Annotated in this window: 13 protein-coding genes and 1 pseudogene; 13 read left to right on the top strand and 1 reads right to left on the bottom strand. The window is 39.8% G+C overall.

The features are described 5' to 3' along the window. Positions 1–116 precede the first annotated feature (116 nt). From MHH88_RS18665 to MHH88_RS18610, 12 genes and pseudogenes are all read left to right on the top strand, one after another. Positions 117–905: an HAD family hydrolase gene (locus tag MHH88_RS18665; RefSeq protein ID WP_339259957.1), complete on the top strand. Its 789-nt coding sequence runs from the start codon at positions 117–119 to the stop codon at positions 903–905. Positions 906–1,200: 295 nt separating this feature from the next. After that, positions 1,201–2,985, top strand: coding sequence for a XylR N-terminal domain-containing protein (locus MHH88_RS18660; protein WP_339259955.1), 1,785 nt, complete (start codon positions 1,201–1,203; stop codon positions 2,983–2,985). A gap of 171 nt (positions 2,986–3,156) precedes the next feature. Further along, complete coding sequence (locus tag MHH88_RS18655) at positions 3,157–4,695, top strand: 4-hydroxyphenylacetate 3-hydroxylase N-terminal domain-containing protein (RefSeq protein ID WP_069514693.1); 1,539 nt, start codon at positions 3,157–3,159, stop codon at positions 4,693–4,695. A gap of 20 nt (positions 4,696–4,715) precedes the next feature. Next, positions 4,716–5,681 (top strand): catechol 2,3-dioxygenase, encoded by a 966-nt coding sequence (locus tag MHH88_RS18650; protein ID WP_024362311.1) that lies wholly within the window; start codon positions 4,716–4,718, stop codon positions 5,679–5,681. Positions 5,682–5,773: 92 nt separating this feature from the next. Next, positions 5,774–6,253 (top strand): flavin reductase family protein, encoded by a 480-nt coding sequence (locus tag MHH88_RS18645; RefSeq protein WP_339259952.1) that lies wholly within the window; start codon positions 5,774–5,776, stop codon positions 6,251–6,253. 10 nt (positions 6,254–6,263) lie between these two features. Continuing rightward, entirely contained in the window at positions 6,264–7,052 is a 789-nt protein-coding gene (locus tag MHH88_RS18640; protein ID WP_069514686.1) for a fumarylacetoacetate hydrolase family protein, read from the top strand. Positions 7,053–7,054: 2 nt separating this feature from the next. After that, positions 7,055–7,939, top strand: a complete 885-nt coding sequence (locus MHH88_RS18635; protein ID WP_103977674.1) for an acetaldehyde dehydrogenase (acetylating) — start codon at positions 7,055–7,057, stop codon at positions 7,937–7,939. A gap of 15 nt (positions 7,940–7,954) precedes the next feature. Further along, positions 7,955–8,968 (top strand): 4-hydroxy-2-oxovalerate aldolase, encoded by a 1,014-nt coding sequence (dmpG, locus tag MHH88_RS18630; protein WP_339263121.1) that lies wholly within the window; start codon positions 7,955–7,957, stop codon positions 8,966–8,968. Positions 8,969–8,988: 20 nt separating this feature from the next. Further along, a complete protein-coding gene (locus MHH88_RS18625; RefSeq protein WP_339259950.1) occupies positions 8,989–9,780 on the top strand; it encodes a fumarylacetoacetate hydrolase family protein in 792 nt (263 codons plus the stop codon). A 16-nt stretch (positions 9,781–9,796) separates the two neighbouring features. Continuing rightward, entirely contained in the window at positions 9,797–9,994 is a 198-nt protein-coding gene (locus tag MHH88_RS18620) for a 4-oxalocrotonate tautomerase (protein ID WP_339259948.1), read from the top strand. 13 nt (positions 9,995–10,007) lie between these two features. Then, entirely contained in the window at positions 10,008–11,483 is a 1,476-nt protein-coding gene (locus MHH88_RS18615) for an aldehyde dehydrogenase (RefSeq protein WP_231785067.1), read from the top strand. 390 nt (positions 11,484–11,873) lie between these two features. Next, positions 11,874–12,188 (top strand): annotated as a pseudogene (locus MHH88_RS18610) (transposase); the annotation flags it as partial. Positions 12,189–12,346: 158 nt separating this feature from the next. Here the strand turns inward: MHH88_RS18610 and serA are convergent. After that, positions 12,347–13,954 carry a phosphoglycerate dehydrogenase gene (gene serA / locus MHH88_RS18605; RefSeq protein WP_069514668.1) on the bottom strand — a complete coding sequence of 536 codons (1,608 nt, stop codon included), beginning with the start codon at positions 13,952–13,954 and terminating at the stop codon, positions 12,347–12,349. An 812-nt stretch (positions 13,955–14,766) separates the two neighbouring features. Here serA and MHH88_RS18600 point away from each other — a divergent pair. Further along, positions 14,767–16,431, top strand: coding sequence for an FAD-binding dehydrogenase (locus MHH88_RS18600; protein WP_339259944.1), 1,665 nt, complete (start codon positions 14,767–14,769; stop codon positions 16,429–16,431). Positions 16,432–16,460: the final 29 nt, after the last annotated feature.

Below are 16,460 nucleotides of genomic sequence, written 5' to 3'. Positions count from 1 at the left end.
TGTTTGTAGGAGCGAGAACCTGCTCAAAAAGCTATGCTAACTATTTTGAAAATATGCTAAAATAAGCGATATGAATGCTTTTTGTTCAAGTAGAAAAGAAGCTAGGAGCTGACACTATGTCAATTAATACAATTATTTTTGATTTGGATGATACGTTGTTATGGGACAAAAAATCTGTTAAAACAGCTTTTGAAAAAACATGTGAATATGCAGCGACAATACATAATGTGGATTCAGCAGCATTAGAGGAAGCTGTGCGCAAAGAAGCACGTGCACTTTATGAGGGCTACGAAACATATGATTATACAGTGTTAATCGGTATTAACCCTTTTGAAGGGCTTTGGGGAACGTTTGATGACCCTACTGATTCTTTTCAAAAAATGAAAGAACTTGTGCCAGGTTATCGTACTGAAGCATGGACAAAGGGTTTAGCGGCACTTGGTATAGACGATGCAAAGTTAGGTGCAAAACTAGGAGAACGCTTTGTAGCTGAACGCAAAGTTTCACCTTTTTTATACGAAGATACGTTTGCAGTTCTAGATGAGCTAAAAGGCAAATATCAACTGATATTACTAACGAACGGTGCACCAAGTTTACAAAATTTAAAGCTTGAAATTACACCTGAAATCGCACCGTACTTCGACCATATCATTATTTCTGGTGACTTTGGTAAAGGAAAGCCTGATGCCTCTATTTTTGAGCATGTAATGGAAACGGCGGGCATTACTGCTAACGATGCTATTATGGTTGGCGATAACTTAAATACGGATATTTTAGGTTCTTCTCGAGTGGGCATGCGCAATGTGTGGATTAACCGTGAAAACAACAAACTAACTGGGAATGTAACACCAACCTTTGAGGTAGATTCGTTAACAGCCTTATTAAAGCTTGTACAAGAACTTTAATATCTTTACTATTTTTTAAGTACTGATTCTTAAATGGTCAGTACTTTTTTTATGCAAACATATTGGCGTCTAGTAATTTAAATTGTCTGAAAACTAAAAATATACTATGATTGTTAGTAAACTTAAACACTTTAAATCTTCGAATTATCTATCTGGCAACGCTTTTGTGCTCTTCTTTGTTTAATGTCAAGAAAACGCTTACTTATTCGTATGGGAAATCGTAGTAGTAAGGGAAAATGTGTAGACAGTAAAAACATGATGGGAGAAAACAGCATGTTTATGGGGGTGCCTATTCATGAAAGCAAATCGTTTAGTGTTTGAAAATGCTATAGATATTAATCCACGCTCAGGCATTATAAAATTCAATGGGAATCGAATGATTTTAAAGTCAGCTGAAGCGCTTGGCTTTTTTAGACGTGATATTATTCAAACCTTGAATATGGAGCGTGCAAAAGGTTTTTTATTACGATATGGCTGGGCATGCGGCTACAGTGCTGGTGGCTCTATCAAGAAAATGTACAACTGGAAGGAGTTAAAAGAGTTAATTAGGGCTGGTGCTGCCATTCATACATTAGAGGGCGTTGTCAGTGTACAAATTGATGTATTGGAAATAACTAATGATAAGTTCGAAATGGAAGGGAAATGGTTTCATTCTTACGAGGCAGAGGAACATGTCCGCCATTTTGGTTTTAGTGATGAAAGTGTTTGTTGGACATTAATCGGTTATGTAGCAGGATTTTTAGCCAAAACGTATCCAAAAGAGATTGTCGTTTTTGAGGAGAAATGTCGGGGGAAATGCGATGATTATTGTAAATTTGTTGTACGGACAAAGGAGCACGCTACTGAAGAACAGTTGGAAATATTGCGCTACTTTCAAGATACTTCGTTAGCTGATGAATTAGATAATACATTTAATGAGTTAAAAAGTCTTAATAATTCCATTGTGCATTCAGACACAATTCATAAACAAATGACACATGCAATGCTTGAAGGATATACATTAAACCAGCTGTTATACCTGTTAAGTGATGCGTTACAATGCAGTGTAACTGTGGAACGAAGATACTTAATGAAACCAATTGGTTACTATTTTATGCATGAAGACGATGAACGAGTTTATATAGAGGCGAGTCGTAAGAAAAAAGAGTTTCGCCATGAATATGATATTATGACGATGAAAAAACAATTGGGTACATTGGTAATTTTAAGTCACAAAGCATTAACACGTGAACAGGAAATGATTATTGAACGTGCTGTAACGGTTTTTTCGATTTATTTATATACGCAAATACAAATTGCACAATCGCAGTGGAAGAAAAAATCGGATTTTTTAGATGAAGTTATGAGTCAACAATCTCCCTCAGAGGAGCTTATTAAAAAAGCACGAAATATTTTTTATTTTGATCCGAGTAAAAATAATCGTGTTATCGTTATAACAATGGAACATGAAGAACCGGAAATAGTGCATAGCTTTTTAGCGACTGAGTATTTAAACGTGGAGTGCTTTATTAAAAATCAGGAAGTACTGCTTATTCTTGAAGACTGCAAGAAAGATGTTCAATATATGTCGAACTTCCTTAGTGCCTTATCGAAAAGGGTAATGGAGCGCTTTAAGCAAGCAACTTTCCAAATAGGCGTAGGAAAAAATGCAGAGAAGTTAGAAGAAATCGGGAATAGCTATAACGATGCGAAATTAATATGCCAATTTTTACGTTACGCAGCGCCACAACAGTCACAAGCGGCCATTTACGAAAACTTCCAACATATTATGTTATTTTTAAAAACGACAAATCCAAGAGAGCTTTTACAGTTTTACAAAGAGGTACTTGGTCAGTTATTAGAATATGATGAGCAAAATCATGCAACCCTTGTCCATACGTTAGAAGTTTTTTTAAACCATAGTGGTAACGTCAATCAAACTGCAAAAGCTTTGAATCTATCAATCCCTGGTTTTCGTTATCGAATGGAAAAAATTGAATCATTATTGCAGGAAGACATGCGTACAGGGGATGGCCGTTTTCGCTGTCATTTGGCATTGAAAATTTATTATGCAATTAAAACTTTAGAAAATAAAAAGTGAGAAAAGCCAGCGATTTTGCTGGCTTTTTTCTAGTTTATACGAAAATTTCTTTCAAATTTTAAAGAAAAAAAAGAGAAGACTATACTTTTTGTTAATTATCTAAAAATTCAAAAAGTATTAAATTGAAATAGACATGTCAAACAAGAAAAAAGATTTGTAGGAGGGAAGAGAATGGTTGTTCAACAAGGTACGAAGCCATTGACAGGGCAGGAATATTTAGAAAGTTTAAAGGATGGTCGGGAAATTTGGTTACATGGTGAACGTGTGAAGGATGTCACGACACATCCAGCTTTTCGAAATTCAGCACGATCGATTTCACGTTTATATGATGCCATGCATGACCCGCAATACAAAGATATTTTAACTTGTGAAACGGATACGGGGAGCGGGGGGTATACACATAAGTATTTCCGAGCAGCACGGAGCGCAGATGATTTAATTCAAGGGCGAGACGCAATTGTTGCTTGGGCAAAACTGACTTATGGACAAATGGGACGCACACCAGATTATAAAGCATCCTTCCTTGCAACGCTCGGAGGAAATCCCGAATACTATTCACCTTTTCAAGAAAATGCAAAGCGTTGGTATAAAGAGTCACAAGAGCGCAATTGGTTTTTCAATCATGCCATTGTCAATCCACCAGTGGACCGCCATAAAGACGTGCATGAAGTCGGCGATGTATTTATTCAAGTAGAGCGTGAAACGGATAAGGGCTTAATCGTCAGTGGTTCAAAAATGGTGGCTACTGGCTCTGCAATCACAAACTACAATTTCGTTGGTACGTATGGTTTACCTATCAAAGATAAAAAATTTGCGGTGGTTTTTATTGCACCTATGGATGCACCAGGAGTGAAGCTTATAAGCCGTGCTTCATATGAAATGACGTCTGCGATTATGGGAAGTCCGTTCGATTACCCATTAAGTAGCCGCTTCGATGAAAATGACGCAGTACTTGTATTCGAACAAGCGCTTATTCCGTGGGAAAATATTTTAATTTATGAAGATATGCAGAAGACGACTTCATTCTTTGTAGAAAGCGGTTTCATTAATCGTTTTACGTTCCAAGGTGTCACACGCTTAGCTGTGAAATTAGATTTTATTATCGGTGTCTTGCTAAAGGCATTAAAGACAGCAGGTACGGATCAATTCCGAGGTGTTCAAGTGCATATTGGTGAGATTATGGCATGGCGTCATATGTTCTGGTCATTAAGCGATGCGATGGCGCTGAATCCAGAGAAAAAAGAGAATGGCATTGTCATTCCAAATTTAAATGGTGGCTTAGCCTATCGCGTATTTTTGCAGGAAGGCTGGCCGAAGATTAAAGGCATTATACAGCAAATCGTAGCAGGGAATTTAATTGTACAGCCATCCAGTGCTAGAGACTTTTTAAATGAGGAATTCCGTCCAACATTGGATAAGCTTTATCGAGGTTCAAATGGTATTGAGGCTCTTGAAAAAATTAAAACAATCAAGCTACTGTGGGATGCCATTGGTACAGAATTCGGTGGTCGAAGTGAGCTATATGAACGAAATTACGCTGGAAACCATGAAGACATAAGATTACAAACGTTGTTTGGTGCACAGGGAAGCGGGAAAACAGACGAGTTTATCGCTTTTGCTGAGCAATGTATGGCTGATTATGATTTAACGGGTTGGACAGACCCAACTTGGGTAAATCCGGATGATGTGAATTACTTTACAAATAAATAAAAAATCAGGGGGAATGATGGATGACAAATTTTGATGTAGCACAGTTAGCGCACGTGGAGCTTTTTACACCGAAACCAGAGGAATCTTTAAAATTTTTCACCGATTATATGGGGCTACAAATTACAGCGCGTGAAGGGCAATCGGTTTATTTACGAGGGTATGAGGATTTTTATCATCACACATTAAAGTTAACAGAAGGTAAAGAAGCAGGTCTTGGACATTCGGCATGGCGTGCAAGTTCACCTGAAGCGTTAGAACGAAGGGTTGCATCGTTAGAGAAAAGCGGCTATGGAAAAGGTTGGATTGATGGCGATTTAGGGCATGGTCGTGCTTATCAATTTGTTACACCTGATGGTCATAAACAAGAAATTTTGTGGGAAGTAGATTATTTCCAGCCAGCGGAAGATCAAAAAACATTATTAAAAAGCCGTCCACAAAAACGACCATTAATGGGTGTCCCTGCCCGACGTTTAGATCATATCAACTTAATGTGTAGAGATGTAGCAAAAAATCGTGAATTTATGTCTGAACATTTAGGCTTTAAGCTACGTGAACAAATTGTCTTGAATAATAATGAAGAAATTGGTGCGTGGATGAGTGTGAGCCCATTAGTACATGAAGTGGCATTAATGAACGATCAAACTGGTAATAGTGGTCGCTTCCATCATATTGCATTTTGGTATGGCTATCCACAGCATTTAATGGATACAGCGGATATTTTCGTAGAAAACGGAATTCAAATAGAAGCGGGCCCAGGAAAACATGGTGTAAGCCAAGCGTATTTCATGTATGTAATGGAGCCTGGTGGAAACCGAGTAGAATTATTTGGTGACTCTGGTTATCTTATTTTCGACCCTGACTGGAAGCCAATCACTTGGCGCGAAAATGAGTTAGACGAGGCGATTATTTGGTATGGCTCACCTCTACCTAATGAGTATTTCTTATATGGCACACCTGATCGTGCAGTGAAAGTTCCAGTGAAATAAATAGATGAGTAATAAATAGCGTGCCTAAATAGCTGTCTTAACTACTACTTTTTAGTATTTGAGACAGCACTAATTGATGAGGAGGTTATGTAATGGATGATCGTCTTTTTAGAAATGCAATGGGGAAATTTGCAACAGGTGTAACTGTCATTACAACAAATGTGAATGGCACTATTCATGGCATGACGGCAAATGCGTTCATGTCTGTTTCACTTAATCCAAAACTAGTAGTGATCTCGATTGGGGAGAAGGCTTCAATGCTGGAGCATATCAAGCAAAGTGGGACATTTACAGTCAATATATTATCTGCACAACAGCAAGAATTATCTATGTTATTTGCCGGCCAAATAAAAGAAAAGCGCGAGGTCCAATTCAGTGATTTACAAGGGGCCCCGACAATTGAGGGCGCGCTTGCACAAATTAGCTGTAAGGTAGCGAGCACATATGTTGAAGGCGACCACACTTTATTTATCGGCAGTGTAAAGGACATTCAACTAGAAGATGGAGAGCCGTTACTATTTTTCAATGGAAGATACGGCTCACTTGCAGTGGAAACAACAATGCAGGCTTAGGAGGTTGACAATGGATAGACAACTTTATGCAAAGAAGTTATTAGAAGCAGAAGAAGCAAAGCGACCTATTGCCCCATTAACGTCCACTGTACCAGATATTACTGTCGATGACGCTTATACGATTCAATTACTTCAAATTGCAGCAAAGCAACAAATGGGCAAACAAATTATCGGTAAAAAAATAGGTTTAACAAGCAAGGCGATGCAACAACAATTTCAAGTAACAGAACCAGATTACGGTCATATTTTATCGGATATGGTTGAGGTGGACGGTGCAACCATTTCTCTCAATCATTTTATTCAGCCGAAGTTGGAATTTGAAATAGCATTTATCTTGAAGAAGGATTTATATGGGCCCTCTATTACGGAGATGGATGTTATCGAAGCGACAGATTATATTGTGCCAGCTTTAGAAATTATTGATAGTCGTATTACCGATTGGAAAATTAATTTTGAAGATACAGTAGCAGATAACGGTTCTTCCGCAATGGTTATTATTGGCGGCACTCCAACAAAATTGACTGAGGTAGATTTACCGCATATTGGTATGAATGTTTATCGCAATGGCGAGCTTTTTGATAGTGCAGCAGCGGCTGCTGTAATGGGAAATCCACTACGGGCAGTAGCATGGCTTGCTAATAAGCTAAGTAAATACCATATTGGCTTGCAAGCAGGGGAAATGGTTTTAGCAGGCGCATTAACATCAGCCGTAACGATAGAAGATGGAGATAGTTTTACAGCGGACTTTGCTCATCTTGGTGCAGTTTCCGCCACGTTTCGAAGAAAGGAGGAGAAATAAAAGTGGTCAAATTGAAAGTTGCCATTTTAGGCTCTGGAAATATTGGGACAGATTTAATGTACAAAATTGAGCGCAGTGAGTATTTAACGATGAGTGTAATGGTGGGAATAGACCCTACATCGGATGGCATTCAGCGTGCGAAGGATCGTGGCTATCATACCATTACAAATGGTATTGCGGGTTTAGTTGCATGCCCAGAACTCTTCGATATTGTGTTTGATGCAACAACTGCCAATGCCCATACTGCGCACAGTGAACAAGTACTGGCACTTGGCAAAAAGATAGTCGATTTAACACCAGCGGCTATTGGTCCATTTGTTGTGCCGTGTGCAAACTTGGAAAAGTACGTGGCGGTTGACAATGTCAATATGGTGACTTGTGGGGGGCAAGCGACGATTCCTATTGTGTATGCCATTAATCAAGTGGTGGATGTTACGTATGCAGAAATTGTGGCAACGGTGGCGAGTAAAAGTGCAGGGCCTGGCACACGGGCTAACATTGATGAATTTACACGCACAACAGCTAGGGCGCTGGAGGAAGTAGGCGGTGCAAACAAAGGGAAAGCCATTATTATATTAAATCCCGCAGAGCCGCCAATTATGATGCGTGACACTGTACATGTATTAGTGAATGAAGGTGGCAAGGAAGAGGAAATTACAAAGGCTATTGAAGAGATTGTGAACGCTGTACAACAATATGTACCGGGTTATCGCATGACGAGTGCGCCTATTTTTGAAGGTCAACAAATATCAGTTTTTTTGGAAGTTGAGGGGGCGGGAGACTTTTTCCCACCGTATTCAGGAAATCTCGATATTATGACAGCGGCAGCAGTGCAAGTCGGAAATCAAATGGCTAAGCTGCAACATGGAACAGTCAAGTCGAACTAATTGGAGGTGAGGATGATGACAAAACAATTAACCGTTTTAGATGTGACATTGAGGGATGGCAGTCATTCAATGCGCCATGCATTTACGGAGCAGCAAGTGCGAGATGTTGCAAGAGGTTTAGGAGAAGCAAAAGTGAAATACTTTGAGGTTTCCCATGGGGATGGATTAGGTGGTTCCTCTTTGCAATACGGTTTTTCGAAAGTGGATGAACTGAAGTTAATAGCGGCGGCAAAAGAAGAATGTGGTGATTCGGCAATTTCAGTCTTAATATTACCTGGAATTGGTCTAAAGGAAGATTTAAAAAATGCTGTGAAGGCGGGCGCTACCATGGCGAGGGTTGCAACGCATGTCACGGAGGCAAATGTTGCTGGTCAACATATTTATTTAAGTCGAGAATTAGGATTGACAACAGTCGGCTTTTTAATGATGGCACATATGGCTCCGACGTCAGTAATAGTGGAGCAGGCGAAATTATTTGAAAGTTATGGAGCTGAAATTATCTATGTGACAGATTCAGCAGGTGCCATGCTTCCCCATGAGGTGAAAGAGCGGGTAGCTGCACTAAAATCGCATGTTTCTTGCGAAATTGGCTTCCATGCCCATAATAATTTATCACTTGCTATGGCAAATACGATGGCTGCAGTCGAAGCAGGTGCTACGTATGTGGATGGTAGTTTACGCTGTTTAGGTGCGGGTAGTGGAAATACTCAAACAGAAGTAATGGTAGCGGTTTTCGACCGTCTAGGCTATGAAACAGGCATTGATTTATATCGAACAATCGACGTTGCCAATGAAGTCGTAGCGCCATTTATGCCACGACCACAGGAAATAACGGGGTCTAGCTTAATGATGGGCTATGCAGGCGTTTACTCAAGCTTTTTACTATTCACTCAAGAAGCAGCGAAAAAATATAACGTAGATGAACGCGAAATTTTAGTAGAACTTGGCAAAATGAAAGCAGTAGGTGGTCAGGAAGATTTAATAGCAGAGATTGCACGTAACATAGCAGATGTGAAACAGTCAGTATAAAGAGAATGGAGGAACGAGCGATGATGAAAACCGATACGCTAGATCAAATTGCATATGCGTTGTATTTAGCAGAGCGGGATGTGTATGAGGTTACGAAGTTTGTCGAGCGCTATCCAGAATTAACCGTTGAAACAGCTTATGATATTCAAGACAAACTTATTGAACTAAAGTGCAAACATGAGCAAACATCCATCTCGGGACTTAAGCTCGGTTTAACAAGCAAAGCTAAACAGCAAATGATGGGCGTGCATGAGCCTACTTATGGCGTGTTATTAGCGAATATGGCGGTCAATGCCCAACATCCAATATCATTAAAATCACTTATTCACCCCAAAATTGAGCCAGAGATTGCCTTCGTGTTTAAGGAAGATTTAGTCGGCCCAGTAGTGACTGTCGCGCACGTACTGACAGCAACTGCCTATGTTGCACCTGCCATGGAAATAATTGATAGTCGCTATTTAAACTTCCATTTTACATTGCCAGATGTAATCGCTGATAATTCCTCTTCCTCTCGCTACATAGTGGGTTCGCAAAAATATGCAGTGAATGAAGTGGATCTGGTGAATATGGGCTGTATTTTTACACAAAATGATGAAATGATTGCGACGAGTACAGCAGGTTCCGTTATGGGGCATCCAGCAAGAGCCATTGCATGGATGGCGAATAAATTAATTGCCCGTGGGCAGCATATTCGAGCAGGAGATATTGTACTTAGTGGCGCATTAACAGGTTCTGCCACAATGCATGCAGGAGATAGCTTTACTGTCAGTTTTGACGGAATGGAATCATTATCCGTTCAAGTAGAGCGATAGATAAGGAGGAGTTGAGATGCCATTTATTCAAGTAACGTTTATTGAGGGGCGAACGAAAGAACAGAAGGAACTATTAATAGAAGAACTAAGTAAAACCGTTTCTTCGGTACTCGATGCACCACTGGAAACGGTTCGTGTATGTTTAAATGAAATCCCAAGTTCTCATTGGGGGATTGCAGGAAAGTCCATCCAACGTCGACAAAATGAAGAGTAAGGAGTGGTCTATCATGGCAAATACACAAACGAAATTGAAGGAAGTTAAACTATTCATAAATGGAGAATATGTAGAATCTTCTTCTCAAACATTGTTCGAGGTGAAAAATCCAGCGACTCAGGAAATTATTGCAAAAGTTCACGAAGCTAGTTTTGAAGATGTGGATCGTGCTTGTGAAGCTGCACGTCAAGCTTTTGAAGAAGGTCCTTGGCGAACGATGCCACTATCGGAACGTTGTGCAAAAATTCGACGGATGGCAGAAATCATCATCGAACGCAAAGAAGAGTTAGCACGCTTAGAAGCATTAGACGTAGGGAAGCCTTACCAAGTAGCATTAGAGCGTGAAATCCCACGGGCAGCAGAAAATTTAAAGTTTTTTGCGGATTTTATGGAACAGCAAGGTGGTGAGGTATATCCAATGGATGATGCGTATTTAAATTATACGCGTTATGAGCCAGTTGGAGTGGCTGCATTAATTACTCCATGGAATTTACCTTTTATGCTGACAACATGGAAGCTTGGGCCTTGTTTAGCTTCAGGGAATACGGCAGTTATTAAACCAGCAGAAATTACTCCATTAACCGTATCGTTACTTGGAGAGATTGCACAACAGGCTGGTATTCCAGATGGGGTCGTTAATGTCGTGCATGGTTTTGGTGTTCAGTCGGCAGGAGAATTTATGACGACACATCCTGAAGTTGATTTAATTTCTTTTACGGGGGAAACAACAACAGGGAAAGCTATAATGAAAAATGGTGCAGATTCATTAAAAAAGGTATCGTTTGAATTAGGTGGAAAGGCAGCTAATATTATTTTTGAAGATGCGAATTTAGATAAGGCCATTCCTGTCTCCATTCAGGCAGCATTTATGAATTCGGGTCAAGTATGCTTAGCAGGATCACGTATTTTAGTGCAGCGTACTATTTTAGATGAATTTCTCACACGTTTTAAAGAAGCGGCTGCAGCATTAGTTGTTGGCGATCCGCAAGATGCTAAAACGAATATGGGGCCAGTCGTAAGTCAAGCCCATTACAACAAAGTAACTAGCTATTTAAGCATTGCTGAATATGAAAACTCGACGCTTATTTATGGTGGCAAACGTCCTGAATTACCAGCACATTTAAGCACGGGTTATTACCTACAACCGACTATATATTTGCAGGAAAATGCTCAAGCACGTATTTGCCAAGAGGAAATTTTCGGGCCAATCGTTACGATTATTCCATTTGACACAGAAGCGGAAGCATTAGCGATTGCAAATGGCACAGAATATGGATTGAATGCAGTGGTCTGGACGGAAAATTTACAACGTGCTCATCGTATTTCACATGATGTGCGGGCGGGAACAATTTGGGTCAATTGCTGGTTTGTACGCGACTTACGTGCCCCGTTTGGCGGCTTTAAAAAGAGCGGTGTAGGGCGTGAAGGTGGTCACCATAGTCTAGAATTTTTCACCGAGGCAAAAAATATTTGTATTGCGTTAAAATAACATCCCAAGCAAAAAGTAAGGCAGACAACAACGGCATAGCAAAAAGAGTTAGATTGACTGCCATCAATCTAACTCTTCTTTTTTTGTCCCAGCTTGTTAAAATAAACTCCGTTTTTCATGAATAAGAAAAAAAGCAGAGAGTAATCACTCTCTGCTCAGACTGTAGACAAACTCGAAAAATTTCGAGTTTGCCTACAGTCTTTTTTCATTTTAAAATAAAAATAGATGTCTACTCCCGTTGATTTCCGCTACGTTCGGGCGCTTTCCGCGGGCACATCGTAAGCCGCAACCCTCGCTAACGCGCGGTCTGTTGCGTCTTACGTACTGTGCGTTCCCGCAGGAGTCGCCCGCCCTTCGCTCCAATCAACTTGATATGAATTGCTATCAATCAACTATAAATTTTGTGCTAATTGCCCCTGGCTATCACAATGTACAGAAAGCAAGAATCATCAAAAACTTATTCAACGTCATATATGGGAAACATATATGGAAGAAGCTGAACATTTACGCCATTCATATGATATTAAACAAATTTATGCAAAGCGCAAAGAAACGATTGAACGTGTCTTTGCAGATGCAAAAGAAAAGCATGGTATGCGATGGACAAACTTAAGGGGTCTTAAAAAATTGTCCATGCAGGCGATGCTTACTTTTGCTGCCATGAACTTGAAAAAGCTTGCTACTTGGACATGGCAAGCTGCTTAAGGAGAGTAGATCTGCTCATAGAGAATGGTCAACTTGGGAATGAAATCCAATTATTTACTATAAAAAATGACAAAAGGCATCAAGGTTAAAACTTCTTGATGCCTTTTGTCGACAATCTGAGCAGAGAGTAATCACTCTCTGCTTGTGTATGTTAATGATTAAAGATCAATTGCTTTTACTTCGTCGATGTTTTCAAGTTGTGCAACGAATGCTAAATCTTCTTCTGTCACAACATTATCAATAGTAAGCATCATAACAGCTGTTCCGCCAATTTCAGCGCGTCCCACTTGCATCGTAGCGATGTTAATGTCTTTTTCAGCTAACTTTGTTGCCACACGTCCAATTGCACCTGGTTTATCTGTGTTTTTAATGTAAAGAAGGTGACCTTCTGGTACAACGTCTACTACGTAGTTTTCTACTTTTACAATACGTGCGCCAAGGCCATTTAGTAATGTACCAGCTACTGTATGTGTTTCATTTGCTGTTTTTACTTCAATCGTAATTAAGCTTGTGAAGCCTTTAGCAGTAGTAGTTTTATGTTCGTTAATTTTCATGCCGATACGTTCAGATAAGTAGCGAGCATTAACGTCATTGACGTGGTTACCATGGTTTTTAGCTAGTAATCCTTTTAATGCATTTGAAGTTAAAGGACGTACGTCGTAATTTGCTACTTCACCAGCATAAGATAAGTTAATCTCTTTTACTGGTTCTACTGTTACTTGTGATAAGAATGAACCAAGTTTTTCAGCTAATTCAAAGAAAGGTTCTACTTGTGCAAGAAGTTCTTTTGGAATTGAAGGCATATTAACTGGGTTTGTCACTGTACCTGTTTTGTAGAATTTAATAATGTCATTAGAAACGTCAACCGCTACAGATTCTTGCGCCTCAATTGTAGATGCACCTAAGTGAGGTGTTGCAATAACTTGTGGTAAAGTTAGTAATTTATGATCAGTTGCTGGTTCAGAAACGAATACGTCTAGTGCTGCACCTGCTACTTTGCCTTCTACAATCGCATCATATAAATCGTCTTCATTGATGATACCACCACGTGCGCAGTTAATGATGCGTACGCCATCTTTCATCATAGCGAATTTTTCTTTGTTAATAAGGTTACGTGTTTCAGGAAGTAATGGTGTGTGTACTGTAATGAAATCAGCAGCAGCACAAATTTCTTCTACAGTAGATTTTGTCACACCTAATTCAATTGCACGTTCATCAGTTAAGAATGGATCGTACGCCATAATATTCATACGTTGCCCTTTTGCACGGTAAGCTACCTCTACACCGATACGACCGAAACCAACAACACCTAATGTTTTATTTTTAAGCTCAACCCCAACATATGATTTACGGTCCCATTTACCGTTTTTCAGTGTGTTGAAAGCTTGTGGAATGTGACGAGCAAGAGAAGTCATCATGGCGATTGTATGTTCAGCTGCAGAGTTTGTGTTACCATCTGGAGCATTTACTACGATAATACCATGCTCTGTTGCAGCAGCTAGGTCAATGTTGTCAACGCCTACACCGGCACGTCCGATTAATTTTAAATTTTTTGCAGCTTCGATTACTTCACGTGTCACAGTAGTTTGAGAACGCACAAGTAATACGTCGATATCAGCGATTTTTGCAATTAATTCCTCTGGTGCTAGCCCAGTATCAATAATAACGTTTAAGTTTAAATCTTTTTCTTGGCGTAGTGGGAAAATACCATCTTCACTTAGTGGGTCAGCGATAAATACGTTAATAGTTTTTGTTGCAGTTGTCATTTGTAATTAGCTCCTTTTAAATAAAATTATTAGTGGTGTCTCTATGTGACAGTCCGGATTTTGTAATATTGCGGCATCTTACAGCATGCAAACAATCTCCTTTCTTTATTCGAAACAATATAAAAGCCCTCCACGCCTTACAAACACAGGTATTGTGTCGTAAGGGGCGAAAGGCTGAATAAATATAGGTTCGCGGTACCACCCTTAATCACTGAACGAAAGGATTTCGTTGCAGTCTTAGCTATATGCGTAACGTGCATGTGACGGATAGGCTTACTTTGACAGTTTCGGCTTATCTATTCGGGAGTGGAACTATATCGTAGAAATCACTGATTTACACCAACCATCAGCTCTCTTTGGATTTTCTTTCGACTAGCGTGTCTCCGTCGTTATATTTTTGTGTGATTAAATTTGATAACATCATAATCCTTATTGTTCACCTTTGTCAACAATAAATCGAAAAAAGATTAAAATTCTTCACTTCAAAAGTCTGAAAAATACCTAAAAACGAACTATATCAACTTTTTAATTTAATAATGTTCGTCTTTTTGTAGAGGACAATGTAAGCGCTAACGAATCTGTCAAGACAGGTGACATGGGGATTTCTAGAGAATGAAATGATGAAAAAACAATAAATAATTATTGGAATATAATAGATTATTTCCAATAAACTTTCTTTATTTTGATGCGGAAGGCGAACAATTTTGTGCTGAAACATTTTTGGCAAAGTAATAAAAAGTTAGAAGGTAAAGCAACCACAAGAGAAGAATGTATGTAAAGAAAGCTGGATTTAGATTTTAGGGGGTGTGGGCATGAAATATGATGTAGCGATTGTTGGTGCTGGACTGGCTGGACTTGTTGCTGCCTGTGAATTAATAGATGCGAAGAAGCGTGTACTGTTAGTAGATCAGGAGCCGGAAAATTCGATGGGGGGACAGGCATTTTGGTCTTTTGGTGGCATCTTTTTAGTAAATTCACCAGAGCAAAAGAGGCTTGGCATTAAGGATAGTAAAGAACTTGCATGGCAGGATTGGCTAGGGACTGCTGGTTTCGACCGATTGGAAGATGAGGATGCATGGGCTTACAAATGGGCACGAGCGTATGTAGATTTTGCTGCCGGAGAAAAATATGCTTGGCTTAAATCGTTCGGAATAAAGTTTTTCCCTGTTGTTGGTTGGGCTGAACGTGGGGGCTCATTAGCAGGTGGTCACGGTAATTCAGTTCCGCGTTTTCATATTGTGTGGGGCACAGGTCCAGGGATTGTAAAGCCATTTGCCGATAAAGTGAAAAAAGCGATTAAGGAAGGCTTTGTAGATTTTAAGCCGAGGCACCGTGTCGATGAATTTATACAAAAAAGCGACAAAATTGCAGGGATAAGTGGCACAATTTTAGCAGAAAGCTTTGCCCAACGTGGAGAGCAAAGTTCGCGTCTAGGCATTGGTGCATTTTCCTATGAAGCAGATGCGGTTATTGTAGCAAGTGGTGGTATTGGTGCCAATATTGACTTAGTGCGCAAAAATTGGCCAGCTCGACTTGGGGCACCACCAAAAAATATGGTATGTGGTGTGCCAGCATATGTAGACGGCCGAATGCTAGAAATTACTGAACATGTAGGTGGTCGTATCGTTAATCGTGATCGTATGTGGCATTATACAGAGGGATTGAAAAATTGGGATCCAATTTGGCCCAATCACGGTATTCGTATTTTACCAGGCCCATCTTCTTTGTGGTTTGATGCCGAGGGAAATCGCTTTGGGACACCCAACTTTCCAGGGTTTGATACATTAAGCACATTAGAGGCTATTCAAAAAACAGGTTATGATTATTCATGGTTTATTTTAACGGAGAAAATTATTGAAAAGGAGTTTGCTTTATCTGGTTCAGAGCAAAATCCAGATTTAACAAATAGAAGCATCCCGCAGTTGCTGAAACGTATATTGCCTGGTCCACCTGCGCCGATTCAAGCATTCAAAAATCATGGTGAGGACTTTGTTATAGCGAACGATTTAAAGCAACTCGTCGATGGTATGAATAAACTTGCAGGTAATGACTTGCTTGATTTTATAAAAATTAAGGAACAAATTCTAGCACGAGATCGCGAAATGGATAATAAATTTACGAAGGATGTACAAGTGAATGCTATTTACGGAGCGAGAAATTATATTGGTGATAAGGTCGTGCGCGTTGCAAAGCCTCATAAAATGTTAGATACAAAAAATTGGCCACTAATTGCAGTGCGCTTAAATATTTTAACCCGTAAAACATTAGGGGGATTACAAACCAATTTAGATGGAGCTGTAATTGGTATGGACGGACTGCCAGTACCAGGGTTATTTGCAGCTGGAGAAGTGAGTGGTTTCGGTGGCGGTGGGGTACACGGATACCGCGCGTTGGAAGGCACATTTGTTGGCGGATGTTTATTCACTGGACGGCAAGTAGGACGTTATTTAGCCGGTGCCAGTCACTCACACAATTAGGGCTTCTGCGGGAAGCACGAAATGTAAGT

The organism is Lysinibacillus sp. FSL K6-3209, assembly GCF_037976175.1.
In the GTDB taxonomy this organism is placed as follows: domain Bacteria; phylum Bacillota; class Bacilli; order Bacillales_A; family Planococcaceae; genus Lysinibacillus; species Lysinibacillus sphaericus_D.
Note: the sequence above shows the minus strand (reverse complement) of the source record. Positions and strands in the feature narration are given on the sequence as shown.

Coding starts and splice junctions, on each gene's coding strand:
- MHH88_RS18665 (WP_339259957.1), top strand. CDS start 117: ATGTCAATTAATACAATTATTTTTGATTTGGATGATACGTTGTTATGG.
- MHH88_RS18660 (WP_339259955.1), top strand. CDS start 1,201: ATGAAAGCAAATCGTTTAGTGTTTGAAAATGCTATAGATATTAATCCA.
- MHH88_RS18655 (WP_069514693.1), top strand. CDS start 3,157: ATGGTTGTTCAACAAGGTACGAAGCCATTGACAGGGCAGGAATATTTA.
- MHH88_RS18650 (WP_024362311.1), top strand. CDS start 4,716: ATGACAAATTTTGATGTAGCACAGTTAGCGCACGTGGAGCTTTTTACA.
- MHH88_RS18645 (WP_339259952.1), top strand. CDS start 5,774: ATGGATGATCGTCTTTTTAGAAATGCAATGGGGAAATTTGCAACAGGT.
- MHH88_RS18640 (WP_069514686.1), top strand. CDS start 6,264: ATGGATAGACAACTTTATGCAAAGAAGTTATTAGAAGCAGAAGAAGCA.
- dmpG (WP_339263121.1), top strand. CDS start 7,955: ATGACAAAACAATTAACCGTTTTAGATGTGACATTGAGGGATGGCAGT.
- MHH88_RS18625 (WP_339259950.1), top strand. CDS start 8,989: ATGATGAAAACCGATACGCTAGATCAAATTGCATATGCGTTGTATTTA.
- MHH88_RS18620 (WP_339259948.1), top strand. CDS start 9,797: ATGCCATTTATTCAAGTAACGTTTATTGAGGGGCGAACGAAAGAACAG.
- MHH88_RS18615 (WP_231785067.1), top strand. CDS start 10,008: ATGGCAAATACACAAACGAAATTGAAGGAAGTTAAACTATTCATAAAT.
- serA (WP_069514668.1), bottom strand. CDS start 13,954: ATGACAACTGCAACAAAAACTATTAACGTATTTATCGCTGACCCACTA.
- MHH88_RS18600 (WP_339259944.1), top strand. CDS start 14,767: ATGAAATATGATGTAGCGATTGTTGGTGCTGGACTGGCTGGACTTGTT.